The sequence below is a fragment of the Ruegeria sp. D1(2025) genome (assembly GCF_056536425.1).
This window is the reverse complement of the sequence record NZ_JBQFPO010000006.1, coordinates 71,962-94,945: the sequence shown is the minus strand read 5'-3', so window position 1 is coordinate 94,945 and position 22,984 is coordinate 71,962. Positions and strand designations below refer to the sequence as shown.

The window sequence follows — 22,984 nt, the reverse complement described above, 5'->3', positions numbered from 1 at the left end:
CCGGGGCGGACCTGTTCCGCCCCATTTTAGAATGTCCGGGTCAGAGACCGGCCAGCAGTTCGTTCAGTGTTTGTTGACGCTGGCCCCACATCTCGATCACCTCGTCACGGGTCATGATGTGCATGGGCGACCCGCCGGCCTCCATCTTCTTGGCGACACGCGAATTGGCAAACATCTCAGGTACTGTCGCGGCCAGCTTTTCAATCACTTCGGGCGGTGTTCCTTTTGGCACCATAACACCCCGGAAATTGACCGACGAGTTGTCCACGTCCAGCCCCTGTTCCATCATCGTTGGAACATCCGGCAGAAACGCGTTGCGCTCAAGATCGGCGACACCCAGAATTTTGACATTGCCCGCTTCCTGCGCGCGGAATGCGTCGGACAGGTTGTTGATGCCGCCCATGACCTCACCGGCAATCACGGCCTTCATGGCCGCCGCGCCGCCACCCTTGGTCGGGATATAAGCCATCTTGGTTCCGGCTGCCTTGTCGATTTGCAGCGCCGCGATGTGGTGGCCCACAAACAATCCGGCACCGGATACCGTCAGCTTGCCCGGGTTTTCCTTGGCATAGGCAATGACATCCTGCATCGAGTTGAACGGGCTGTCGGCGCCCACGACAAATACCGCCGGATCCGCACCCCAGTTCGCGATAGGTTCGAAACTGTCGGTCGAATACTCCACGCCACCTTTGATCGACTGGGCGATGAAATGCGGAACATTGTAGGCCGCCAGCGTATAGCCGTCTGCATCCGCCTGCGTGGCGAACCAGTTCCAGCCCACGCGGCCACCCGCGCCGGGCTTGTTGATGATGGCGATGGGCATTCCCAGCGCGTCCTCGTTTCCGGCGGTCATGGTCACGATCCGCGCCTGAAAGTCTGTCGCGCCGCCAGCCCCGTAGCTGACCATCATCATGATCGGCCGTTCGGGATAGTCCTCGGCCGCCGCCGCACCCGTCAGGCTCATGAGGGCCAAAGCCGCCCCGGCAATCAATCGTTTCATTTTGCGTTTCCTCCCTGATTTGGTTCTTCCGCTGTTTGCGCGGTCAGAACAGAATTTCCCTTGGCGTGTGGACGTTCAGAAGCATGGAAAAGAGGCCGTACATCACCGCCACGAAGACGCCCGTGATGATCCCGCGCCGGATCCAGCTTTTGACGTCCGAATGCGGCGCCGGGTCATAGATCGACAGCAGGATGAAGAAGGCGATTGTTGTCGCGGTGTAAAAACCCAGCGACTTGGCCGCCCAGAACACATAGATCAGCGTCACGATCAGACCCGGCAGCATGTTGACAAACATCGTGCGCGTGACGCCGTTGCCAACCTTGGACAATCCCATGACTGCCTTGCCAAACGTCCATCCGGCCAGAACCACGAAAACGGTTGCGATCAGACGCGGGAACAGGAACGCCTCGGCCGGTTGCTGGGTGTAGCTGACCCAGGTCACCCAAAGGCCGACCGAAAAGACAAGACCTGATCCGAATGCATGCTGCGAACGGTTCATGCCTGTGCCTCCTCTTTGGTGGTGTAGCGACGGTGGCGCAATTCCATCCAAACCGAATAAGCGACCGACGCCAGCACAATGGCGATCAGGAACAGGTTCAAACCGCCACTCAGGAAGTATGCGGCCTTGCCCACGGTGGCGTCAGCAATCATTCCGCCCTGAATGAAGTTGGCTTCGGCGATGGGTCCCAGGATCAGGCCCAAAACCAGTGGCGCCGCCGAAAAACCAAACCGTTCCAGAAAGAACATGCCTATCCCCAGGCAAGCCATGACATAGACGTCACCCATCGAACCCTGAACCGAGTATGCTCCGAAAACGGACAGCGCCAGGACGATTGCAGCCATCACCGATTGCGGCACCTGCGCGACACGGGCTGCAAGACCGGCAACGTAAAGGCCAAAGATGCACATCAGCACCTGCCCGATCAGCATCGAGTTGATGAAGGTCCATGCCACGTCCGGGTGGTTGTCGAACAGGTCCGACCCCGGGAAGATGCCGTGGATCAGCAATCCGCCCAGCAGAACCGCAGCGGTGGGGCTTCCGGGGATCGAAAGGGTCAGCAGCGGCACCAGAGACGGGCCGACCATGGCATTGTTGGCGGATTCCGCGGCAATGACGCCCTCGGAATGACCGGTGCCGAACTTGTCTTTTTCGGATGAGAACTTCTTGGTCTGGTCATAGGCCACAAGGCCCGCGATCTGCCCACCGACACCCGGGATCAGGCCGATGATCGAACCTGTCAGGGTTCCGATGCTTAGGGCCCGCGTGCGGCTGAACAGCTCCCGGAAGGCGGCCATTATCGAGTGGCGCTGCACCTCGATGACCTCGGCTCCGGCATTGTGGCGCCCTTTGGCGAACATCGTCAGAACCTGCGGGATTGCGAAAAGTCCGATCAGGGCGGCAATGATGTTGATGCCGCCACCCAAGGCGGGATGAAAAATGAACCTCTGCGCGCCCATGATGTCGTCGAAGCCGATGGTCGCAAGCCACAGCCCGATGCAACCCGACAGCAACCCTTTGACAACCGACGCGGAATCCAGCGTTCCGATCACCGTGACACCCAGAATGGCCAGCCAGAACAGGTGCGACGGACCAAAGGCCAGCGCCCATTTCGCCAGAACCGGTGTCAGGAAGATCAGAAGCAAAACGCCAAAAATGCCACCCACGGCCGAGGCTAGAAAGGACAATTGCAGCGCCCGCGCACCCTGTCCCTGTTTCGCCATGGTGTGCCCGTCCAGCGTTGTGGCGATATTGGCAGGCGCTCCGGGGATTTTCAGCAAAATGGCGCTGACCGCGCCGCCCGCAACAGTCGAGGTATAGGCAGCGCCCAGCAGGATCAGGCCCTGCGCGGCCTCAAGCTGGAAGGTGAACGGGATCAGCAATGCAACCGCCATCGTGGGTGACAGGCCCGGCGTCGCCCCAAGGATCAACCCGCCTATCGTGCCACCCAAAAGCAACAGGAACGAGAGCGGCGTGAACACATCTCCGAAGTAGTAAATGAATTCCATTCAGGGCCTCCCAACCCGTCGGTTCACACTTTTACTTTTGTTGACAAATCAGGTTAGGCGATGAAAATAGTATTGCAAATGTTTTCATAAAATCGACTATGCGAGAGGGTTTTATGGCTAAATTTCAAAAAGATAAGGTGGATATCGTGGCCGTTGCAAAGGCCGCAAAAGTTTCACCCTCGACCGTTTCCCGCACCTTCAACCACCCCAATCTGGTCAGCCCTGCGACTCGGAAAAAGATCAACCGGGCCGTTCAGCGATTGGGCTACATCCGCAACCGCGCGGCTCAGACGATGCATGGAAAACGGTCGGGCACGATCGGCCTGGTGGTGCCAACAATCAACCACGCCATTTTTGCCGAAGTCATTCAGGCTTTCTCGGATTCAATCGACAAGGCCGGCTTCAGTCTCTTGCTGGCGTCGCACGGGTATGACCTGGATCGGGAATACGCCATGGTTCGCAAGCTGCTGGAACATCGCGTCGACGGCGTGGCACTGGTTGGGTTGGAACATTCCGATGCCACCGCCCGACTGATCGAACAGCAGAAAATCCCGGCGCTTGCGATCTGGAACTATTCCGAGGATTCCGCCCTTCCCTGTGTTGGGGCAGACAATCGACTGGCAGGACGTCTTGCGACCGAGCACCTGCTGGCCTTGGGGCACCGGGACATTGGATTGATCTTCCCCAAAACGACCGGCAATGACCGTGCGCAAAACCGGCTGTCCGCCGTGCATGATGCACTTGAGGAAATGGGTGTATCCATCCCGAGCGAGCATGAGTCGGAAGCTCCGTACAGTGTGTCTCAGGCCAAACAGGCCGCCCTGACGCTTTTGACGGAACATTCTCGTCCCACGGCCCTGCTTTGCGGAAATGACGTCATCGCGCAGGGCGCTTTGTTTGCGGCCCAGAGCCTAGGTTTGAAGGTTCCTGATGACCTCTCGATCGTCGGTATCGGGGATTTCAAGGGATCCGCAGATGTCGAACCGGGGCTCACCACCATTCGAATCCCCGCCGAAACCATCGGCAAGCTCGCCGGTGAAAGGTTCACCGACTACATAACCTCGGATGAACCAGAGCCTTTCAGACTCTGCTGTGAACTGGAATGCATTGTCAGGGGAACAACTGCCAGCACTCGTTTTTCCCGAACTGTTTGAATGGTTCTTGCCCAGTAAGACAAGACGACCGCGTGATCCCAGGCGGGCCTTGCTCAATCTGCCTTCGGCATGGGCAAGCAGCCTGTCAATCCCGCAGGCAGCACCATCCAGGCCCCCGACCGATACAATAGTGGCACGAAGCCATCCTGCTCGGACGTGAGTGTAACGCTGACAGCTGAAGCTGAGATCATCGATATTTCGTTCGGAAGGGACTGCAGAAACCCGTCGGTCGGGAACAAGACGACATAGGCCGGGGCCTCGTCCGTCAACAGGGCCGTCACCAGCATGATGACCAGCCAGCCGATCAGCATTGAAGGTACTGCAATCAGGACAGACCTAGTAGTCATGGATATGCTCCAGCTTCTGCTCACCTTTATCTAATGCACGAATCCGGTCGGCCAATTCGGAAACCTTCTCCACCATCAGATGCCGGTAATCGCCTGACCCTTGCCGTGACCGACTGTAGATCGCACCGTCCATGTCCGGATCACCGGACAGGACTGTGAACAGGATGTCGTCATTCCCTGCGATCTCTACGAAGTCCACTCCCTCACGCGCCCAGCGTTGCAGCAGAAGGGTCAACGCGCGGTAACGGGGGGTTTCAACTTCGATCCCGTGCGGATGCTCCGCCAGAACATGAACACCCTCCTCTGCGTCCAGCAGGGAACGGTCCGCATTTTCAACAATCATCCGCAGGGTCGATTCGTCCTGGCCCGTCTGCGCCACCGCATCGGCGATCACATCCGCATAGGCGGCCTTGACACCGTATTCGATCCCCAGGGCGATCCGCCGCTCACGGTCCCGCAAATTGTCCGTGGCCTGTTCGTTCAATTCAGCCCGATCCTCGCGAAACCGCCATTTGTACCACGGAACCTGCTGCAAAAACCTGGCATAGCCAGCGGCTTGGCTGGCCGAGAGTTCATCCAAAGGCGCCCGTGTCTGTCCGCGCAGCGCCGCGAAAACCCGGCCAAAGGTTTCCTCATAGGCGGCTTTGAGCAGCAATTCGGCGGTAAAACTGACCCCGATCACATAGACCATTTGCTTGGTCGCGCCATCAACCGCGCCATGGGAACTTGCGGCAGCACTCAGCGCGCAAAGCGAAGACCAGAACCCTCCGACAGCGCGTAAATATCCGTATTCATGCGGATCACCGGATTGGATGACCGTGGCGTAATCCTCGTAAGCATGAACGAGGTGCCATTCCGGATAGGTCATCATGGTCCGGGTTTCGGGTCGGTGAAAGGCGGGATCGATCAGCGCCTCATAGGCGGCAGGCTGGCCCGACCCCCGACACATGATTTCCACATAGGCAATCGGCGACAGCAATCCCGCCACGCAGATCACCACCACCATAAACAGCCATTTGCAGTATCCCCACAGCCGTCTCACCCGCGCTCGGCTCCGCCGCGAAACCCGGCCCAGACACCGATTCCGCCCAATGCCAGATGGGGCAGGTTCGCAAGGAACCGCGGCAGCGACCAATCGGTGCCCAGCGATGCGTTGGTGAATATCCCCAGATCAAGGAACCCGTATCCGGTGAAGATACCGAATATCCCATCCCCCAGATAGGCCAGCCCGAACAGGATCAGGAATGTCCGCGCCGCCCGATGGGAAAGTAGCCCCGCGATCAGCGCCCACAGGGCCGAAGCCACATGCAGTGCATCGTCGTAGATATCCAGCGCAAAGATGCCAAAAACCAGCCCATCTTCATCCGTCAGGCCCGGGATATAGTTCAACGACGCCGCGATCATGAGCGCCACGAAATACCCCAAACACAGTTTTTGCAGATTGCTCATAACTGCCCCAGATACTGATCCCAAAGATTGTTGCGCAGCACCAGATCGGGGTCCAGTTCCCGCTTTGCTTTCGCAAATTCCTCTGCCCGCGGGTAAGCGCCGGTCAACTGATCGATTTTGGCGTGCGGGCGGTAAGGCAGGTAATAGGCCCCACCGATCCCGACGATCCGGTCAATCAACGCGCGGGTCATGCGCGCCATATCCGCTTCACCGCGTTGGGTCAGCTCCTGACTGAAGGACATGACGGCAGCAATCCGCGGCACACGGGCAAAGGACAGCACGGACTGATCGTCCTGCGCCACATACCGAAGGGTCACATTCAGGAACTCCTGATACGAGGCCGGGATCACCTCGCGGCAGGCCTCGACAAAGCTGTCGAAAGCGTCAAACCCGACGAAATGCTCGTGCAAAATGTCCGTCCGGTCGGGGTTGCGATCATCCAGTGTCACCACCGGTTCATTGATCAGCGAGTTGCGCGTCACCTCACCTGACCCCAGAGCCGGGCCAACTTTGGTTTCATTCCACCAGCGGAAGGATTTGAATATCTCATTGCCAAGCTGGGCGCGATAAATCCGGCTGGCCGCATGGGCCATCCATCCGGAACCGGAGGCCGCCGGCAGATCGTCTTGATCTTCTGTCTCGCGATATGTGATCAGCAGCGCCTTTTGAAAGAACGACTCGCGTTCCACATTCAGCCGCCCATAGGCCATTGTCACTGTCGGATCCATGATTGCCGCCTTGAAACGGTCGGCAAATTCGCCGGTTTCCATCACCTCAAATGCCGGAGACAGCCGGGCATTCCTGACCATCTCGATCTCCATGTCCACGATGACTCCGATAAGGCCGTATCCCCCCATCGCAAGGTTGAACAGGTCGGTGTTTTCGGTTGGTGAACAGGTCACCAGATCGCCGGACGGCAACACCATCCGCAGGGAACGCACAGTGGATCCCATCGGTCCGAACGGCACCGGCCAACCATGCGCATTGACCGAATAGGTCGCAGCGAGGCCGAAGTCATTGTTGGATTGCATCACTTTGGGCGACCATCCCTGGGGGTCGAGCACCGCAATGACATCCGACCACCGCGCGCCCGCATGGGCCCGATAGCTTTGATTGACCGTGTCCAGTTCGACACGCGCATTGTCAAAAGTCATGGCCGTACCATCACGCGGGATCGCTTGCCCCCCCATGGAATGACGCGCCGCGCCGACGTTCAGGGCCCGTCTTTCTGCACGCGCCTGTGACATTTCTCGCCGGATCACCGCAACCAGTTCCTGATCGCCCTCTGAAATCCGCAGATGCTTGTGGATCGGCGTCGCCGACAGACCGCTTGCATCGTTCAGGTAGTTCTCCCCGGTCGGCGCGACGATGCGGTTTGCACCTGCATAGGTGGGCAACTCCGCCCGAAACAGGCCTGCCAATCCCCATCCCGCCAAACCACCGGCACCGACCAGCGCGGCACGGCGTGTAAAATTCTTCATTATGTCTTCCTCCCACAGTCGGTGCGGAAACCCAAAACAATACTGAAATCAGCTGAGCTAATACCGTGTTTTGGAGGAGTTATCTCACAAAGTCATGGCTGCAGGGAAGGCACCGCAGAGAAATGAAACCAAGTGACAATTTCCGTGTGCGAAATGCCTGGACGGAAACACGCCATTCCGCCCGATGGCATGAAACTCTGCATCGGTTTTTCACGTTTTCGAACCCGCCGGTGGCCGCTTTCTGCGCGGGTTTTCAGACCGCCTTGAAACCAGCGATCAAAGCCGACCGACGAACATCACGACAGCTTGATGCAAGTGACGAACAATACCCGCTCTGCTTGGTTCAGGCGTCGAAGTTCCAGATGTCGCGCTGGACCTTCCAGCCGTCGTTGCCTTTCTGGAAGTAGAGAATGTACTTCCCTGAGAGGTCTTGCCCTCCCATCGAGCCCGTCAACGTTCCCATGGTGACGGCAAAATCTCCGCTGACATGCGCGCCGGTCGGGTTGGCCACTACGTTGCTTAGACCTCCGTCAATTGCGGCCTGCCAGTACTCGCGGATCGCGGTGTGACCTGACATAGTCGGTGCGCCCGGCGGCATGATCGCGCCGTCTTCGGCATAGGGTGCGGTTGCCTTGCCGGCATCCTTTGCGTTGATCCCTTCAATGATTGCCGCATCGAGCGCTTTAACGGTGTCCAGAACTGACATCTTCTCCTCCCGAGTTTTTCGCAGATGATCACAGACTACCACAGTTGCCCGAGTCGCTTCACATCTGCGATGCCAGGACTAGTTAAGCCCCAGGAAAAGCGGAAGGCGACGAAAGCCAATCGGCTCAGCTTAGGTCGCTTTGCCTCCGGTCCTCCATCGCCCGATTGGCGGCGGCAAACAAGCCCACGCCAATCTCAATCCGTTGCCAGTTCCGTGATCTCGCGGCGGAATGGCAAGGCGTCCCCGATATCCGGCCCGTCCAGCTCGCGGGCGTATCGATGCCCGGCATAGGTTGCCCATGCAATCGGTCCCGGCGCATTGGCGTCTCCGATCAGCTTGACGGACTTGATGCCTGCGTCGGCCCAATCGGTCTCTTTCGCCTTCAGGGCGTTGTAGACGCCATTGTTCTCAAGCCGGGATGCGACCATTACGACGGCATCGGCTTCGATCTTCCAGGTGCGGTCCGTATACACACAGTTCGATACCACATGATCGGTGTGGATTTCCGCTACACCCTGATTGAGCACGATTTCGACCCCGGCTTCGACCAGTCGCGGGTGGATTGCGATCTGTTCCAGCGTGTTGTTCGTCCAGTCGCTGACATAGGCTGACGGCGTGACGAGCGTCACCTGCGCCCCGTTTCTCGCCAGCAACTCGGCCAGCACGCCGCCCATGTAGTAGTGGTCGTCGTCATACACCACCACGCGGCCCGAAGGGATCGTACCATCCATCAGGTCGTCAGGCGTATAGACCTTGGCGCCATCTGCAATCGGCATTGGCACGACATGCTGACGGGCAACACCGTCGCGACGCCATGTGGATCCGGTCGCGATACAGACGTTTTCGAATCCGAACTCAAGAATGCTGTCGGCATCCAGTTCACTCTCGCGGTAGATTTCCACGTTCGGGCGCTGTTGCAACTGATATTCCCGGTAGTCCACGACACGCCCCCAGGCGCTGAGCCCCGGCAACGCGCGTTCGCGGGTGACACGTCCTCCGATCACGTCCCGCGCTTCGGCCACGGCCACATCGTAGCCGCGGCGGCACAGCGCCCAGGCCGCTTCAAGTCCCGCAGGACCAGAGCCAACAATCAGCACGTTTGAGCTGTCGCCCTTTTCGTTCATCTTCTCGGGGTGCCAGCCCTTGCGCCATTCCTCCATGAAGGTCGGGTTCTGTGTGCAGCGGCTGATCGACATGGTCATGTCGCCGGTGATGCAGATATTGCAGCCGATGCATTCGCGAATGTCGTCGATCCGGCCTTCCTCGATCTTCTTCGGCAGGAACGGGTCGGCAATGGATGGGCGGGCGCAGCCGATGAAATCCAGCGTTCCGGACTTGATCATCCTGGCCATCACATCCGGTGAAGTGAACCGCCCTACCCCGACGATGGGCTTGTCTGTCAGTTCATGAATGCCGCGCACAAGATGTTCCTGCGCCGCCTCTTCCTTGAAGCGCGACGGGCCCGAGCAATCTTCCCATGTGCCCTGCGCCAGATCCCAGAGATCGGGCAGATCCTTGTTCATCTCGACATAGTCGCGCACCTCGGCGTTCGAGAACCCAAGTTCGCCGATGGTTTCGTCCAGCGACACCCGCAGCGTGATCGCCATCTTGTCGCCCACAGCGTCGCGCATGTCAGCGATGACTTCCTGACTGAACCGGGCCCGGTTTTCCAGAGAGCCGCCATATTCATCGCTGCGCTGGTTGGTGGCCCGGCTCAGGAAGTGCTGAAAAATCCCGAACCCGTGTGCGCCATACAGGCAGATCAGGTCAAATCCGGCATCCTTCGACCGTTTGGCCGCATTCACGAACCATCGGCGCAGGTCCCGGATGTCCTGCTTGTCCAGTGCGCGCGCCTGAACCGGATCGTTGGTGAACGTCCGGATCGGCAATGCGGTCGGTGCCAGCGGTACCTCTTTCGTGTAAAGATTCGGCCCGTTGATGCCCGAATAGGCCAGTTGGATCCCGGCCAGCGCGCCATGTTCTTTCATTTTCTCGGACATCTTGCGCAGTTGCGGAATGTCCTTGTCTTCCCACAAACGCAATTCGATGAACGGCGTGATCTCCGAGGTATGGTGCATCTCGCACTGTTCGGTAAAGATCACGCCCCAGCCGCCCTCGGCTTTGATACCTCGCATCGCAGCAGCAGCCGAAGGATCACGATAGCCGCCGCCATTGCAGTGCGGCACCTGATAGAAGCGGTTCTTGGCGGTCAGCGGGCCAATCTTCATCGGTTCGAACAGAACATCATAGCGTGGATCGCGCATTGCTGGATCTCCCTTAGGCATCTGGCGGTATCGCCCTGTGGCGGGCCGAAATTCTGATGGTCAGAGCGTATTTCGCGCTGGATATACCCCCTTATTTCGACAATCATGGTAGATCATGGATCACGAGGGGGTATATACCCCCAAAGAGGTATAGCGCCGTGGACCACATGCCCAAGCCAGAGCTTCTGGCAGACACAATCCTGTCCATAGGTACCACCAGGTTTGCCCGGCGATTGCAAAACTGGCTCGGCGCCTGCCTGCGTATCGATAACATGACCATCGTCGCTTTCTTCAAAAGCCAACAACCAGAGGTCTTTCTGACCCAAGCCAGCGAGAAGCGCGTGTTTGAACGTATGAACAGCCACTATGTAACAGGCGCTTACCTGCTGGACCCGTTCTATTCCCTGCACGCGGCAGACGCGGCAGATGGGATGTATCGGCTAAGCGACATTGCCCCGGACCAGTTTCATCGCAACGAGTACTACAAATCCTATTATCAACGCACCACGCTCGCCGACGAGATCGCATTCTTCTCGTCTCCGACGCAGGGCGTGTCGATAACCGTCTGTCTGGGGCGGGATGCGACCACCGCATCACGGTTTTCATCCCGTGATCTTGAACAGGCAAGGCAGCTGGCCCCGGTTGTAAACGCGCTGGTCAGGCAGAACTGGTCGGACCTCAGACCGCAGGGCTCAGACACGCCGGAAGATGTTGTCGATCTGTTGCGTCACCGGCTGTCCTCGGAACTCGAGATCAGTTTGAGCGCAAGGCAAGCTGAGATCGCACTTTTGATCCTGCAGGGGCATTCGTCGGTTTCCATCGGCCTCACGCTTGGGATCAGCCCGCAAACCGTCAAAGTCATACGCAAGCAGCTTTACAGGAAATGCCAGATCTCTTCGCAGGGAGAGCTGTTTTATCTGATCGCACCGTACCTGTCCGATCACGGCCAACTGCAATCAAAACAAGCGTAAATCCTGCCAGATTAGCCAAAACCTAACTAAGGGTAAGCTAGACAGTAATTTCGCCCAATTCCAACTTGTGGGACGTTCCTCACGAAACGCGCAAGGCGTGCTGGATCGGCACGGAAAGCTGTAATCGCGAAGTGACCGTCGCCCGAACAATGGTCACTATGACGACTGCACGCCGTCCTCCGAAATCGGTGATTACAGGGGCCTCCTTATTTGGAGCCGTCTGTCAGACCCTATCCAGTTCAGCCAGGAGTTTGCCCGGCCATTTGTGTCGGACCGAGATACAGTCAAAGGGAAACGAAACATGCCCATCGAGAAAACGGACACACTGGTTGTTGGTGGCGGTCAAGCCGGTATCGCGCTCAGCGAGCATCTGGGAAACAACAATGTTCCGCATATCATTCTGGAAAAGAACCGGACGGCCGAGGCATGGCGTACCGGTCGCTGGGATGCTCTGGTCGCCAACGGCCCGGCCTGGCACGATCGTTTCCCGAGCCTGCTGTTCAAGGGCGACGATCCGGATGCCTTTGTCTCGAAAGACCGGGTGGCCAACTATCTTGTCGAATATGCCGAAATGGTGAACGCGCCCATCCGCGAAGGTGTCGAGGCGCTCAGGGCCGAGCGTTTGCCCGGCGAGGGCGGCTTCCGTGTCGAAACTTCGGCCGGTGAAATCCATGCCAAGCGCATTGTTGCCGCTACGGGCGCTTTCCAGCATCCGGTGATCCCGCCGATTGTGCCGGAAACGGAAGGTGTCGGCCAGATTCACTCGTTTTTCTACAAGAACCCCAGCCAATTGGCCGAAGGTGCCGTGATGGTCGTCGGTGCCGGATCATCCGGCGCACAGATCGCGGATGAGCTGAACCGGGCCGGCCGCAAGGTGTTTCTGTCGGTTGGACCGCATGACCGCCCGCCGCGCCGCTATCGAGGCCGGGATTTCGTCTGGTGGTTGGGCGTTCTGGGCCTGTGGGACGTGGCCGCGATGAAGCCGGGAACCGAACACGTGACCATCTCGGTCAGCGGCGCCTATGGCGGGCACACAATGGATTTCCGTCGTCTTGGCAACGAAGGCGTTACCCTGGTTGGCATGACAAAAAGCTTCGAGAACGGCGTTCTGAGCTTTGCCGACGATTTGCAGCGCAATGTGGCCGCTGGCGATGCCAATTATCACGAAATGCTGGATTTGGCGGACGCCTATGTGGACCGCACCGGCCTTGATCTTCCGGAAGAACCCGAGGCCCGCGAAGCCTTCGCCGATCCCGACAGCCTGACCAACCCGCTCGGTTCGGTCGATTTCACCAAGGAAGGCATTACCACGATCATCTGGGCCACGGGTTTCCGTCAGGATTTCAGCTGGATCAAGGCCAATGCCTTCGACGACAAAGGCGCGCCGATCCATCAGCGCGGGGTTTCGGTTGAACCGGACGTGTATTTCCTTGGCCTGCCCTGGCAGTCGCGCCGCGGCTCGACCTTCCTGTGGGGCGTCTGGCACGATGCGAAATACATTGCCGATCAGATCGCGATCCAGCGGGCCTATGCCGATTATGACGGCGAAGCAGCCATCATTGCCCCCGCAGCAGAGTAAGAAGACAGGACCCCGACATGGCGCATACACGTATCCGCAAATTCAATACCTCCGACACCTACCCCGAGCAAAACCTCGACAACGACCTTTGCCAGGCCGTTGTGACTCAGGGTGGCAAGACCGTCTACCTGCGTGGCCAGTGCCCGCAGAACCTGGACGATGCGGTCAACATCGACAGTCACGACCCGGTCGAGCAGACCCACAAGGTGATGCAGAACATCAAGCAGCTGATCGAGGAATGCGGCGGCTCGATGGAGCATCTGGTCAAGGTCGTCGTCTACATCACCGATGTCCGCCACCGCGAGGCCGTCTATCGCACCATGGGCGAATACATCAAAGGCGTTCACCCGGTCTCGACCGGTCTGGTGGTTCAGGCGCTGGCACGTCCGGAATGGCTGGTCGAAATCGACGGCACCGCCGTTATCCCTGACTGATCGTTTCGATCAGTCGACAGACCGGACCGCGTCCCTTTCTTGCTCTCACGCGCGGTCCGGTCGCTGTGATTCAAGGAGACCTGAATGACTTTTTCATTGGTTGCCCGCTGCGCTGAAACCGGAATGTTCGGCTTAGCGATTTCCTCCTCGTCGCCCGCCGTGGCGGCCCGCTGTTCCTTTGCCCGCGCCGGAGTCGGGGCGGTCGCAACGCAGAACGTGACCGACCCCAGCCTTGGTCCGCTGACGCTGGATCTGATGGAACAGGGCAAGACCGCACCCGAGGCTATTGAGGCCATGAAGGCCGGCGCAAAATTCATCGAATACCGTCAGGTGCTGGCTGTGGACACGGCCGGGCGCACCGCAATCCATTCCGGCCCAAACAGCCTTGGCATCTGGACCCAAGCGCAGGCCGAGAACGTCGCCTCGGGCGGGAACCTGCTGGACAATGATGGCATTCCGCAGGCCATCGTCGACGGGTTCCTTTCGGCCTCGGGCCATATCGGTGACCGCCTGATTGCCGCGATGCGCGCGGGACTCGCTGCGGGTGGCGAGGCCGGTCCGGTGCATTCCGCAGGCCTGAAGATTGTCGACAAAGTTAGCTGGCCGGTGGCCGATCTGCGCTGCGACTGGACCGAGGATTGTCCCATCGAGGCTGTTGCAACCGCTTGGGACATCTACAAGCCACAACTGGACGCCTACATCCAGCGCGCCCTCGACCCGCGCGAGGCGCCGTCCTACGGCGTTCCCGGCGACCAGTAATCAGGGAGAGACAGAATGTTGGACTATTCACACGAAGACTGGAAAGCCCGTGCCGCCGGTCTGTCGTTCCGGGGGCAGGCCTTCATCAATGGCTCGTTCGTCGATGCTGCCTCTGGCAAGACCTTTGACAGCGTCAATCCGGCCACCGGCGCGGTTCTGACCAAAGTTGCGGAATGTGACGAAGAGGACGTGAACCGGGCCGTGGCCGCGGGACGCGCTGCGTTCGAAGATGGCCGCTGGTCACGTATGGCACCGGGGGACCGCAAGGCGGTGATGCTGAAGCTGGCCGATCTGATCCGGGACAATCTGGAAGAGTTGGCGCTGCTGGACAGCCTCGACATGGGCAAGCTGATCACAGATGCCGCCACCATCGACGCGCCGGGGTCCGCGCATTTCTTCCAGTGGTATGCCGAGGCCATCGACAAGGTCTATGACGAGGTTGCCCCCACCGGTCCCGGCGATCTGGCACTGGTCCGCCGCGTCCCCCTTGGCGTCGTTGGCGCCGTTACCCCATGGAACTTCCCACTGGACATGGCCACGTGGAAAGCCGCCGCCGCGCTGGCCGCAGGAAACTCGGTTGTGTTGAAACCGGCCGAGCAATCGCCACTTTCGGCATTGCGCCTGGCCGAGCTGGCCGCCGAGGCCGGTGTCCCGGACGGGGTCTTCAACGTGGTGCCGGGCTTTGGCGCGACGGCCGGTCGCGCGCTGGGTCTGCATATGGATGTAGATTGCCTGGCCTTTACCGGCTCGACCGCTATCGGCAAGATGTTCATGCAGTATTCGGGGCATTCGAACCTGAAACAGGTCTGGCCGGAAACCGGCGGCAAAAGCCCCAATCTCGTCTTTGCAGATTGCGAGGATCTGGACACCGCCGCCGACATGGCCGCCTTTGGAATATTCTTCAATCAGGGCGAGGTCTGCTCGGCCAACTCGCGGCTTTATGTCGAACGCTCGATCAAGGATGCCTTCGTCGAAAAGCTGATTGAGCGGGCGCAGGCAACCCAGCCGGGCGATCCGCTGGACCCGGCCTCGAAAATGGGTGCCATCGTCGACGAAAAGCAGACGCAAGGCATTATCCGTTTCGTCGAAGAAGGCAAGAAATCGGCTAATCTGGTGACAGGTGGCGAGCGTGTCACCGTCGACGGCAAGGGCTGCTTTGTTCAGCCCACCATCTTTGACGAGGTGAGCCACGACAACCCTCTGGCCCGCGATGAAATCTTCGGTCCCGTCCTGTCGGTCATTCCTTTTGACAGCGAGGATGAGGTCGTCGCCATGGCGAATGACTCGATCTACGGTCTGGCGGCCTCGGTCTGGACCGACAACCTCAGCCGTGCTTGCCGGGTGTCCGACAAGTTGATGGTCGGCACTGTTTCGGTCAACACCGTTGACGCCCTGTCTGCCCAAACGCCATTTGGCGGCATGAAACAATCGGGCTTCGGACGGGATTTGTCATTGCACTCGCTTGAAAAGTATACTGCTTTGAAGACCACGTGGATCAAGTACACGGCTTGATCCGCAACCACGCGGGGATGCGCCATTGCCTTTCAGATACACGCTGCGGCAGCTGGAATACTTTGTGGCCGTTGGAAAGGCAGGCAGCATCGCCGCTGCCAGCGACAAACTGAATGTCTCATCGCCGTCGATCTCGGCGGCGATCACCCAGCTTGAGCTTGAGTTCGGCGTCAATCTGTTCGTGCGTGAACACGCACGGGGCCTGTCACTGACCAAGGCCGGGCACAAGTTCATGGAACGCACCGAATTCGTTCTGCGCGAGGCCGAACTTCTGGCGACGCTGGCAGGTGAAATCACCGGCAAGGTTCAGGGCATCCTTTCTGTGGGTTGTCTAATGACCTTTGCGCAGATCGTCCTGCCCGGATTGCGGCGGGAATTCGAGATCACATACCCCGACGTGCGCATCGAGCAGCGCGAACTCAATCAGGCGGAAATCTTCAGCCAGTTGCGCCGGGCAGAACTGGATATCGCGCTGACATATGATCTGGATATACCTGCCGATCTGGAATTCCGGCCCCTTCACAAGCTGCCGCCCTATGTTGTCCTGGGTGAAGGCCACCCGCTGGCCGACCGGACAGAGCTGACGATCCCCGATCTTCAGGACAGCCCGATGGTGTTATTGGACCTGCCATTCAGTGGTGAGTATTTCCTGTCTTTCTTCCGGGATGCCAATATCAAACCGAATATCGGGGAACGCACTGCCGACATGTCCGTGATGCGGTCCCTGGTGGCCAATGGCTTCGGATTTTCGATCGCAAATATCCGCCCCCTGAATGTGCTGTCGCCCGATGGCAAAAAGCTGATCTTCATTCCTTTGGCAGGGGATCTCAGACCGATGCATCTTGGGTTGCTCACAGCGCGCGCCGAGAATGAGACCAATACGGTGAAGGCCTTTGTCGAGCATTGTGAACAAGCCGAGAAGTCCGGCACGCTCCCGGGTCTCTGCAATCAGAAAGCGGGCTGATATCAGCTTCGTTTTATCCTAACCTCTGGTTCGCCAATCCCGGATTTATGTTTTTTGCAGGTCGTATAGGCTGTGCACAACACGGGTATTTTCATCCAAATCACAGGCACAAAGGGTATGACGTCTTCGCTGGAAATTCTGGAAAAGCTGGTCGGCTTCGATACGGTCAGCAAGAACTCGAACCTTGAGCTGGCCAGCTATGTCGAAGCGTTTCTTGAGGCGCGCGGTTTTGCTGTTCACCGCATCACCGACCCCGGCGGCGAGAAAACCGGGCTTTATGCCGAAAAGGGACCGGACGGAGATGGCGTTTTGCTATCCGCGCACACGGATGTCGTTCCGGTCGAAGGGCAAAGCTGGACCAGGGATCCCTTCCGGCTGACCCGCGAAGGTGACCGGCTTTACGGGCGCGGCACAACGGACATGAAGGGTTATGTGGCCTCGGTCATGGCTTTGGCCGACCGCACAGGCACCTCGAACCTGCGCGAGCCGCTCAGGATTGCATTGTCTTATGACGAAGAAGTCGGCTGCGTTGGCATTCAGCACATGCTGGACCGGCTGGCGCCGATGCTGGGTCAGCCCCGTGCCTGTTTCGTAGGCGAGCCCACCGAGATGCAGGTCGCTGTCGGACACAAGGGCAAAGCCGCATTGCGGGCTGTGTGCCACGGGCAAAGTGGTCATTCGGCGTTGGCGCCGAAATTCGTCAACGCGCTGCACCTGGCGACTGATTTCGTGAATGAGTTGCGCGCCCTGCAAAAAACCTATGCCGCAAGTGGAAACATCGACCCGGAATATTCCATTCCCTACACAACCTTTCACGTCGGCATGATGTCCGGCGGCAAGGCTTTGAACATCGTGGCGGACCGCGCCGAGCTGACCTTTGAATACCGGCATCTGGCATCGGACCGCGGCAAAGATATCCTCGACCAGATACAGGATGCGGCCCACAGAGTTGGTGCGGCGTATCAAAACCTATGCCCCGAGGCGCGCGTCGAGGTCGAACAATATAACGCCTATCCCGGTCTGGACGTGCCCGACACGGATGCCGTCATCGGCTATGCCCTGAAGCTGTCGCAAAGCAACGCGACCACCAAGGTCGCGTTTGGCACCGAGGCCGGGTTTTTCAGCGAGCTGGGCATTCCCACCGTCGTTTGCGGGCCGGGATCAATGGAAAGGCAAGGACACAAGCCGGACGAATATCTGGACCTCGGGCAACTCAGCGCCTGTGACGCGATGATGGACCGTATCCTGGCCGATATCAGCCACTGAGATCGAATATGGAATTGCTGCAGGACCTCACTCTTGTTGACGGAATCGGCCTGTTGGGGTCGGCAATTATCGTGTGCGTCTACTATCTGGCGACATGCAATGTCCTTCCCGCAAACAAGATACCCTTCAATGCCTGGAACATTCTGGGCGGATCACTGGTCATGATTTCCCTGATCCATCGGCCAAATCCGGGCGCAATCGTGATCGAGGTCATGTTCATTTTCATCGCCGTTCTGGCGGTCTTGCGAAACTTGCGCGGCGCACGGTAACCCGCGCCGCGCGCCTATCATTCCGCAATCATGTAAAACTTGCGCAATGTCTGCGTGATTTCCCACGTACAGGGCGTGCCTTTGGGTACAAAAAAGGTGTCTCCGGCCCCAAAAACCTGCGCCACCCCGTCCGATCCGGTCAGCGTGACCGAACCCGAGATCACGGTCATCATCTCATCCACCGGATAAGCCTCGATATCCTCGCGACAGGGCGCGCATTCCCATACCCCTACCGAAATCTTCTCATCCCGGCTTTCGAAAAAGCTGCTTATGGTCTCGGTCTTGTCCGAGGTGGTGAAATCACCGTCAGCCACTAGGGAAGACGGGACAAAGCCGGATTCGGGGTGGCCATCGGCCAGCAAGCGGATAGGTTTGGTCATGCTTTCCTCCTTTTTTAACGCAGTGGCATCGGCAGAATTTTCGGCACCGGCCTCTCGCTGCTATCCAGGTCCCGTGCCCAGCGGTGTCCGGCATGGACGGCTGCCGCAAAGACCGACGGGGCCTCGCAATCGCCGATCCGGCTGACGGATTTGACGCCTGCGCCTCCCACTCGTCCCCGCACACAATCAGGTTCTGATAGACGTGATCTTCGGGTTTTTTTGACGTCAGCACAACAGCCGTGCCCAACGGCAGCGCCAAACCTGCACCACTATGGATGCCGCGTTGCGCACACTCAAAAAGCGCCTATCGCAAGCTGGACATCACCACCGAGCGCGCGCTTTTCCTGCTGCTGCTCAACCACGTCGCAGTACCGACGGAATAAAAGACCGGGCGGCCAGGCCGCCCGGTAAATTGGTGCTTATTGCACGGGGAGAGTTTACTTCTTCAGATTTGTCCAGATCTGGTCATAGACGGCCTGAACTTCCTGCGAACAAACCTCGATAAAGACACCGGGGCCGACCTTGTCGTGCGGGTTCTTCTCCGGTTGCGTCGCAAGCGCGGGGTCCAGGAACTCTTCGACGCCTGCGACCCCCGCGTTATAGCGGGCAAAGTTGGTGACAGCGGCGATGTTTTCCGGCTCCAGCAGGAAGTCCATGAATTTCAGCGCGTTGTCACGGTTCGGTGCATCCTTCAGCAGAACGACATTGTCCATCCACGCGATATAGCCCTGTGTCGGGTAGGCATATTCGACATTTGCGCCTTCCTCGCGCGCCTTGGCCGAGAACCCGTCATAGATCTGGCCGACCGCCGCATCGCCCGAGACCAAAACCTCTTTGGCGGTGTCCGAGTTGAAGGACGACCAGTGCTGCTTGGCCTCTTGCAGCATGGCGTTCAGCGCCTTGAGCTGTTCGCGGTCGGTGGAACACTGCGGGATGCCCATGTGCAGCGCCGCCATGGCCATGACCTCACCCTGGCTGTCTAGCATGTTGATCCGCCCCTGCAACTCGGCCGGCGGGTTGAACAGGATGTCGGTGGTCTGGATGTCGCCGGAATAGACGTCGCGGTTCACGGCAAAGCTGGTCGAGCCCCACTGATACGGGATCGAATGTTTGCGGCCGGGGTCAAAACTGGGATCGGCCCATTCGGGTTCGATATTGCCCTTGTTCTTCAGTTCGCCGTCTTCGATCGTGTCCAGCATGCCCTCGCCTGCCATGATCGACACCATGTAATCGCCCGGCACCGAAACGTCATAGGTTCCGATCCCGCCAGCCTTGAGCGAGGCGAGCATCGCCTCGTTTGAATCGTAGGTGTCCATAGTCACCTCGATACCGGTTTCGTCAGAGAATTTGTCGATCAGCTCCTGCGGGATGTATTCGAACCAGTGATAGACAACCAGTTCGCCCTCGGCTGCCGCTGCATTTGCACCCAAAGTCAGGGCCAGCGCGGCGACGCCGCTTTTCATCATATGTTTCATTGTGTTCTCCCTCTGTTGGTTATTTCGTGTTGTCAGTTTTGCTGACGAAGTAGCTGATCGTGACCATGATGACGGACACTGCCAGCAGCATGGTCGAAATCGCCATGATATTGGGTTTGAGACCCTGCTTGACCGAACCGAAGATCGCCGTCGGCAGGGTTTCAACACCCGCGCCTTTGACAAAGTTGGTGATGATGAAGTCATCCAGGCTGACGATGAAGGCCAGCAGGAAGCCCGAGATGATACCGGGCATCATCAGCGGCAGCAGAATCTTGGTAAATGCCTGCCGCTTGGTGGCGTAAAGGTCCTGCGCGGCCTGTTCATAGCTGTCCTCGATCCCCTGCATCCGGGCCGAGATCGGCAAATAGGCAAAGGGAATGCAAAACGCGATATGAGCCAGCAGGATCGTCATGATGCCGCGTTCAAATCCGATCGAATTGAAGAAGATCAAGGTTGCAACGGCCGTCACGATCTCGGGCACCATCAATGGCAGGCTGATCAGGCCGAATGACAGGGTGCGCAGCTTGAACCTGCCGCCCCGGACCATTCCGGTCGCCGCCAGTGTCGCAATTGACGTCGACACCGTGGCTGCAACAATGGCGATGATAAAACTGTTCTTGGCGGCCTGCTTGAACTTATCGCTTTCCGGTCCGGTGAACACGTCCGCATACCAGCGCAGCGACAGACCTTCCCAGTTGGTCAGCGATTGCGAGGCATTGAAGCTGTAGATCGTCACGACCAGCAGCGGCGCATACAAAACGATCAGACACAACAGGGTGATACCTTTGAAGCCGCGATAGGACTTGATGTCGAATTGCTTGCTTGCCATCGGTCAGCCCTCCGCTTTCTCGGCTTTGGCCTGTTGCCGTGCAAACAGCATCAGCAGGATCAGAACCATGGTCAGAAGGATCATCGACGCGGCCGCCCCGAACGGCCAGTTACCGGCATTGCCCTTGAACTGTTCCTCGATCAGTGAGCCGATCATAAAGTTCTTGGCGCCGCCCAGCAGGTCGGGGGCAAGGAAGGAACCCATCGAGGGAACGAACACAAGGATGCATCCGGCGATCACGCCGGGTTTCACCGCCGGAAGGAGAATGCGCCGCAAAGTCGTCCACTTGGTCGCATACAGATCCGCTGCCGCCTCGCTCAGCGCGAAGTTGTAGCGTTCCACCGCCGCGTAGATCGGCAGCACCATGAAAGGCAGATAGGAATAGAACAGGCCCAGTTGCACCGCGAAGTTGGTATTGACGATATGCAGGGGGCTGTCGATCAGGCCGATGCTGATCAGAAAATCATTCAGCGGACCCTGGTCGCGCAGCAGGAATTTCATCGACACGGTCCGGATCAGCAGGTTCACCCAGTACGGGATCGTGATCAGGAACACCCAGACCGGCCGCATGTTTTCGGGCCGGGTGGCAATGAAATAGGCCGTCGGGAAGCCGATCACCAGGCTAAGCACCGTCGCCGCGCCCGCCTGCCAGATCGAGCGCCAGAAAATGGTGAGGTAAGTCCATTCGATCTTGGGCGGTTCATCCCCGAACAGACCACGGTCAAAGAAGAATTGATCATAGGCGGCCAGCGAAAACTCCCAGATCACGCCGCCGCGGAACTCTTTCGTCAGGAACGAGTAAACCAGCATCATGAACACCGGTGCCAGGACCAAAATGCTCAGCGTCACCCATGCAGGCAACAGCAGCCAAGTGCGGGCCTCTTTGTAGGTGTCGGTCGTTGCGCTGCCGCCGCTTGCTGCACCGGCGGCCATCAGTCCACCAGGAGGCGCGCTGCCCCCAGCTCCATGTTGACGAACATCTCGGTGCCCGGCTCGAAGATGCGCTTGTTGCCGCGATCAGAGTTCGACGTGCGCACCACGAAATCGGGTCCATCCTGCAGATCCACGATCGTGGTGATGTCGGTGCCGACAAAGATGTTGTCCTTCACGCGCCCCTTGAGGCTTTCGCTTTCGACCGGTTTGTCGGACATGTACAGACGCTCGGGCCGGATCGACATGTGAACCTTAGACCCCACCCCGACACCTTCGACCTGATCACAGGTCAATTCGTGCCCGCCGCCCAGATGACAGATCGCGCGACCGTCCCGGAGCCCGTCGACGGATACTTCCAGCAGGTTCGTCTCGCCGATGAAATCGGCAACAAACATGTTGCGCGGTCGCTCATAGATATCCGTCGGCGCGCCCAGTTGCTGCATTTCACCTGCTGACATCACCGCAATGCGATCGGACATGGTCAGCGCCTCTTCCTGATCGTGCGTCACGAAGATAAAGGTAATCCCGGTTTCCCGCTGCAGGTGCTTCAGTTCAAGCTGCATGGCCTTGCGCAGTTTAAGGTCCAGGGCGGATAGCGGCTCGTCCAGCAACAGCACTTTGGGCTGTGGCGCCAATGCACGCGCCAACGCGACCCGCTGTTGCTGGCCGCCCGAAAGCTGGCTTGGTTTGCGCGCCGAAAACTGGCTGAGCTGCACCAGTTCCAGCATTTCACCGGCTTTCGTGCGCGCCTGAGACTTCGACGCACCGCGCATCTCAAGCCCAAAAGCCACGTTGTCCAGAATGGTCATATGCGGAAACAGCGCATAGTTCTGGAACACCGTATTCACCGGGCGCTTGTTCGGTGGCAGGTTTTCAATCTCATCGCCATACAGGAAAATGGCGCCTTCGGTCACGTCCTCGAACCCGGCAATCATCCGCAGCAAAGTGGTCTTGCCGCAGCCCGACGGCCCCAGAAGCGTAAAGAACTCATTGTCCATGATCGACAGTGAGATTCTTTTCAGCGCCGTAAAGTCGCCGTAGCGCTTGACCGCATCCCGCACGTCAATCGCGACATTTCCACTGTCAGACACATCCGCCTCCCTAAGCACCGCGAAATTTGGCACAGGTATATACGGAGCGGCGAAACCTCTGAAGAATTGAGTTCCTCACCAAACATTAGGCTAAACCTAATCATTTATTGTTTC

General features: G+C 58.7%; 24 protein-coding genes. 10 read left to right on the top strand and 14 right to left on the bottom strand.

Annotated elements, in window-relative coordinates; genetic code table 11:
* Positions 1-40: 40 nt before the first annotated feature.
* From ACR1XU_RS15165 to ACR1XU_RS15155, 3 genes are read right to left on the bottom strand one after another with little or no spacing between them, the layout of a single operon-like run.
* On the bottom strand, positions 41-1,000 hold the full coding sequence (locus ACR1XU_RS15165; RefSeq protein WP_152459978.1) for a Bug family tripartite tricarboxylate transporter substrate binding protein: 960 nt from the start codon (positions 998-1,000) through the stop codon (positions 41-43).
* A 43-nt stretch (positions 1,001-1,043) separates the two neighbouring features.
* Positions 1,044-1,499, bottom strand: a complete 456-nt coding sequence (locus tag ACR1XU_RS15160; RefSeq protein ID WP_480908979.1) for a tripartite tricarboxylate transporter TctB family protein — start codon at positions 1,497-1,499, stop codon at positions 1,044-1,046.
* Positions 1,496-3,007, bottom strand: a complete 1,512-nt coding sequence (locus ACR1XU_RS15155) for a tripartite tricarboxylate transporter permease (protein ID WP_152459976.1) — start codon at positions 3,005-3,007, stop codon at positions 1,496-1,498. Before ACR1XU_RS15155 ends, ACR1XU_RS15160 begins: the two co-directional genes overlap by 4 nt.
* A 113-nt stretch (positions 3,008-3,120) precedes the next feature.
* On the opposite strand from ACR1XU_RS15155, the gene ACR1XU_RS15150 reads away from it, so the two are divergent.
* The gene (locus ACR1XU_RS15150; RefSeq protein ID WP_480908978.1) at positions 3,121-4,161 is read left to right on the top strand and encodes a LacI family DNA-binding transcriptional regulator; all 1,041 of its coding nucleotides are present in this window, start codon (positions 3,121-3,123) and stop codon (positions 4,159-4,161) included.
* A gap of 53 nt (positions 4,162-4,214) precedes the next feature.
* Here the strand turns inward: ACR1XU_RS15150 and ACR1XU_RS15145 are convergent, their stop codons facing one another.
* The 6 genes from ACR1XU_RS15145 to ACR1XU_RS15120 all read right to left on the bottom strand — a co-directional run bounded on the left by ACR1XU_RS15145 (position 4,215) and on the right by ACR1XU_RS15120 (position 10,408).
* Positions 4,215-4,508 (bottom strand): hypothetical protein, encoded by a 294-nt coding sequence (locus ACR1XU_RS15145; protein WP_480908977.1) that lies wholly within the window; start codon positions 4,506-4,508, stop codon positions 4,215-4,217.
* A complete protein-coding gene (locus tag ACR1XU_RS15140) occupies positions 4,498-5,550 on the bottom strand; it encodes a hypothetical protein (protein WP_480908976.1) in 1,053 nt (350 codons plus the stop codon). The genes ACR1XU_RS15145 and ACR1XU_RS15140 overlap by 11 nt, the downstream gene beginning before the upstream one ends.
* Complete coding sequence (locus ACR1XU_RS15135; RefSeq protein ID WP_480908975.1) at positions 5,547-5,957, bottom strand: DUF4383 domain-containing protein; 411 nt, start codon at positions 5,955-5,957, stop codon at positions 5,547-5,549. Before ACR1XU_RS15135 ends, ACR1XU_RS15140 begins: the two co-directional genes overlap by 4 nt.
* Complete coding sequence (locus ACR1XU_RS15130) at positions 5,954-7,438, bottom strand: FAD-binding oxidoreductase (protein ID WP_480908974.1); 1,485 nt, start codon at positions 7,436-7,438, stop codon at positions 5,954-5,956. The genes ACR1XU_RS15135 and ACR1XU_RS15130 overlap by 4 nt, the downstream gene beginning before the upstream one ends.
* Before the next feature lie 343 nt (positions 7,439-7,781).
* A complete protein-coding gene (locus ACR1XU_RS15125) occupies positions 7,782-8,144 on the bottom strand; it encodes a nuclear transport factor 2 family protein (protein ID WP_170679190.1) in 363 nt (120 codons plus the stop codon).
* A gap of 194 nt (positions 8,145-8,338) precedes the next feature.
* Positions 8,339-10,408, bottom strand: a complete 2,070-nt coding sequence (locus ACR1XU_RS15120) for an oxidoreductase (RefSeq protein WP_480908973.1) — start codon at positions 10,406-10,408, stop codon at positions 8,339-8,341.
* A 167-nt stretch (positions 10,409-10,575) separates the two neighbouring features.
* On the opposite strand from ACR1XU_RS15120, the gene ACR1XU_RS15115 reads away from it, so the two are divergent.
* The 8 genes from ACR1XU_RS15115 to ACR1XU_RS15080 all read left to right on the top strand — a co-directional run bounded on the left by ACR1XU_RS15115 (position 10,576) and on the right by ACR1XU_RS15080 (position 18,162).
* Complete coding sequence (locus ACR1XU_RS15115; RefSeq protein WP_480908972.1) at positions 10,576-11,379, top strand: helix-turn-helix transcriptional regulator; 804 nt, start codon at positions 10,576-10,578, stop codon at positions 11,377-11,379.
* Between the two features lie 301 nt (positions 11,380-11,680).
* Positions 11,681-12,958: a flavin-containing monooxygenase gene (locus ACR1XU_RS15110; RefSeq protein WP_480915624.1), complete on the top strand. Its 1,278-nt coding sequence runs from the start codon at positions 11,681-11,683 to the stop codon at positions 12,956-12,958.
* A 17-nt stretch (positions 12,959-12,975) separates the two neighbouring features.
* Entirely contained in the window at positions 12,976-13,392 is a 417-nt protein-coding gene (locus tag ACR1XU_RS15105) for a RidA family protein (RefSeq protein ID WP_480525758.1), read from the top strand.
* An 84-nt stretch (positions 13,393-13,476) separates the two neighbouring features.
* The gene (locus ACR1XU_RS15100) at positions 13,477-14,151 is read left to right on the top strand and encodes a DUF1028 domain-containing protein (RefSeq protein ID WP_480812777.1); all 675 of its coding nucleotides are present in this window, start codon (positions 13,477-13,479) and stop codon (positions 14,149-14,151) included.
* A gap of 15 nt (positions 14,152-14,166) precedes the next feature.
* Positions 14,167-15,663, top strand: coding sequence for an aldehyde dehydrogenase (locus ACR1XU_RS15095; RefSeq protein WP_480909439.1), 1,497 nt, complete (start codon positions 14,167-14,169; stop codon positions 15,661-15,663).
* Positions 15,664-15,688: 25 nt separating this feature from the next.
* Entirely contained in the window at positions 15,689-16,627 is a 939-nt protein-coding gene (locus ACR1XU_RS15090; RefSeq protein ID WP_480909442.1) for a LysR substrate-binding domain-containing protein, read from the top strand.
* A 117-nt stretch (positions 16,628-16,744) separates the two neighbouring features.
* A complete protein-coding gene (gene argE / locus ACR1XU_RS15085) occupies positions 16,745-17,893 on the top strand; it encodes an acetylornithine deacetylase (protein ID WP_480909445.1) in 1,149 nt (382 codons plus the stop codon).
* Between the two features lie 8 nt (positions 17,894-17,901).
* Positions 17,902-18,162 carry a CBU_0592 family membrane protein gene (locus tag ACR1XU_RS15080; RefSeq protein WP_170611560.1) on the top strand — a complete coding sequence of 87 codons (261 nt, stop codon included), beginning with the start codon at positions 17,902-17,904 and terminating at the stop codon, positions 18,160-18,162.
* Positions 18,163-18,179: 17 nt separating this feature from the next.
* Here the strand turns inward: ACR1XU_RS15080 and ACR1XU_RS15075 are convergent, their stop codons facing one another.
* Complete coding sequence (locus ACR1XU_RS15075) at positions 18,180-18,542, bottom strand: cupin domain-containing protein (protein WP_170817115.1); 363 nt, start codon at positions 18,540-18,542, stop codon at positions 18,180-18,182.
* Positions 18,543-18,781: 239 nt separating this feature from the next.
* On the opposite strand from ACR1XU_RS15075, the gene ACR1XU_RS15070 reads away from it, so the two are divergent.
* Positions 18,782-18,925 (top strand): hypothetical protein, encoded by a 144-nt coding sequence (locus ACR1XU_RS15070; protein WP_480909448.1) that lies wholly within the window; start codon positions 18,782-18,784, stop codon positions 18,923-18,925.
* 54 nt (positions 18,926-18,979) lie between these two features.
* Here ACR1XU_RS15070 and ACR1XU_RS15065 read toward each other — a convergent pair whose 3' ends face one another.
* From ACR1XU_RS15065 to ACR1XU_RS15050, 4 genes are read right to left on the bottom strand one after another with little or no spacing between them, the layout of a single operon-like run.
* On the bottom strand, positions 18,980-20,017 hold the full coding sequence (locus ACR1XU_RS15065) for an extracellular solute-binding protein (RefSeq protein WP_170806806.1): 1,038 nt from the start codon (positions 20,015-20,017) through the stop codon (positions 18,980-18,982).
* 19 nt (positions 20,018-20,036) lie between these two features.
* Positions 20,037-20,846, bottom strand: a complete 810-nt coding sequence (locus ACR1XU_RS15060) for an ABC transporter permease (protein WP_170611552.1) — start codon at positions 20,844-20,846, stop codon at positions 20,037-20,039.
* Positions 20,847-20,849: 3 nt separating this feature from the next.
* Positions 20,850-21,779, bottom strand: coding sequence for an ABC transporter permease (locus ACR1XU_RS15055; protein ID WP_170611550.1), 930 nt, complete (start codon positions 21,777-21,779; stop codon positions 20,850-20,852).
* On the bottom strand, positions 21,779-22,870 hold the full coding sequence (locus ACR1XU_RS15050) for an ABC transporter ATP-binding protein (protein WP_170611548.1): 1,092 nt from the start codon (positions 22,868-22,870) through the stop codon (positions 21,779-21,781). The genes ACR1XU_RS15055 and ACR1XU_RS15050 overlap by 1 nt, the downstream gene beginning before the upstream one ends.
* Between the last annotated feature and the right edge of the window lie 114 nt (positions 22,871-22,984).

Bases quoted from the DNA above. Each gene is read 5' to 3' on its own strand.
- argE (WP_480909445.1), top strand. From the start codon at position 16,745: ATGACGTCTTCGCTGGAAATTCTGGAAAAGCTGGTCGGCTTCGATACG.
- ACR1XU_RS15080 (WP_170611560.1), top strand. From the start codon at position 17,902: ATGGAATTGCTGCAGGACCTCACTCTTGTTGACGGAATCGGCCTGTTG.
- ACR1XU_RS15055 (WP_170611550.1), bottom strand. From the start codon at position 21,779: ATGGCCGCCGGTGCAGCAAGCGGCGGCAGCGCAACGACCGACACCTAC.
- ACR1XU_RS15065 (WP_170806806.1), bottom strand. From the start codon at position 20,017: ATGAAACATATGATGAAAAGCGGCGTCGCCGCGCTGGCCCTGACTTTG.
- ACR1XU_RS15100 (WP_480812777.1), top strand. From the start codon at position 13,477: ATGACTTTTTCATTGGTTGCCCGCTGCGCTGAAACCGGAATGTTCGGC.
- ACR1XU_RS15160 (WP_480908979.1), bottom strand. From the start codon at position 1,499: ATGAACCGTTCGCAGCATGCATTCGGATCAGGTCTTGTCTTTTCGGTC.
- ACR1XU_RS15145 (WP_480908977.1), bottom strand. From the start codon at position 4,508: ATGACTACTAGGTCTGTCCTGATTGCAGTACCTTCAATGCTGATCGGC.
- ACR1XU_RS15120 (WP_480908973.1), bottom strand. From the start codon at position 10,408: ATGCGCGATCCACGCTATGATGTTCTGTTCGAACCGATGAAGATTGGC.
- ACR1XU_RS15135 (WP_480908975.1), bottom strand. From the start codon at position 5,957: ATGAGCAATCTGCAAAAACTGTGTTTGGGGTATTTCGTGGCGCTCATG.
- ACR1XU_RS15130 (WP_480908974.1), bottom strand. From the start codon at position 7,438: ATGAAGAATTTTACACGCCGTGCCGCGCTGGTCGGTGCCGGTGGTTTG.
- ACR1XU_RS15115 (WP_480908972.1), top strand. From the start codon at position 10,576: ATGCCCAAGCCAGAGCTTCTGGCAGACACAATCCTGTCCATAGGTACC.
- ACR1XU_RS15125 (WP_170679190.1), bottom strand. From the start codon at position 8,144: ATGTCAGTTCTGGACACCGTTAAAGCGCTCGATGCGGCAATCATTGAA.
- ACR1XU_RS15105 (WP_480525758.1), top strand. From the start codon at position 12,976: ATGGCGCATACACGTATCCGCAAATTCAATACCTCCGACACCTACCCC.
- ACR1XU_RS15075 (WP_170817115.1), bottom strand. From the start codon at position 18,542: ATGACCAAACCTATCCGCTTGCTGGCCGATGGCCACCCCGAATCCGGC.
- ACR1XU_RS15095 (WP_480909439.1), top strand. From the start codon at position 14,167: ATGTTGGACTATTCACACGAAGACTGGAAAGCCCGTGCCGCCGGTCTG.
- ACR1XU_RS15060 (WP_170611552.1), bottom strand. From the start codon at position 20,846: ATGGCAAGCAAGCAATTCGACATCAAGTCCTATCGCGGCTTCAAAGGT.
- ACR1XU_RS15165 (WP_152459978.1), bottom strand. From the start codon at position 1,000: ATGAAACGATTGATTGCCGGGGCGGCTTTGGCCCTCATGAGCCTGACG.
- ACR1XU_RS15150 (WP_480908978.1), top strand. From the start codon at position 3,121: ATGGCTAAATTTCAAAAAGATAAGGTGGATATCGTGGCCGTTGCAAAG.
- ACR1XU_RS15155 (WP_152459976.1), bottom strand. From the start codon at position 3,007: ATGGAATTCATTTACTACTTCGGAGATGTGTTCACGCCGCTCTCGTTC.
- ACR1XU_RS15110 (WP_480915624.1), top strand. From the start codon at position 11,681: ATGCCCATCGAGAAAACGGACACACTGGTTGTTGGTGGCGGTCAAGCC.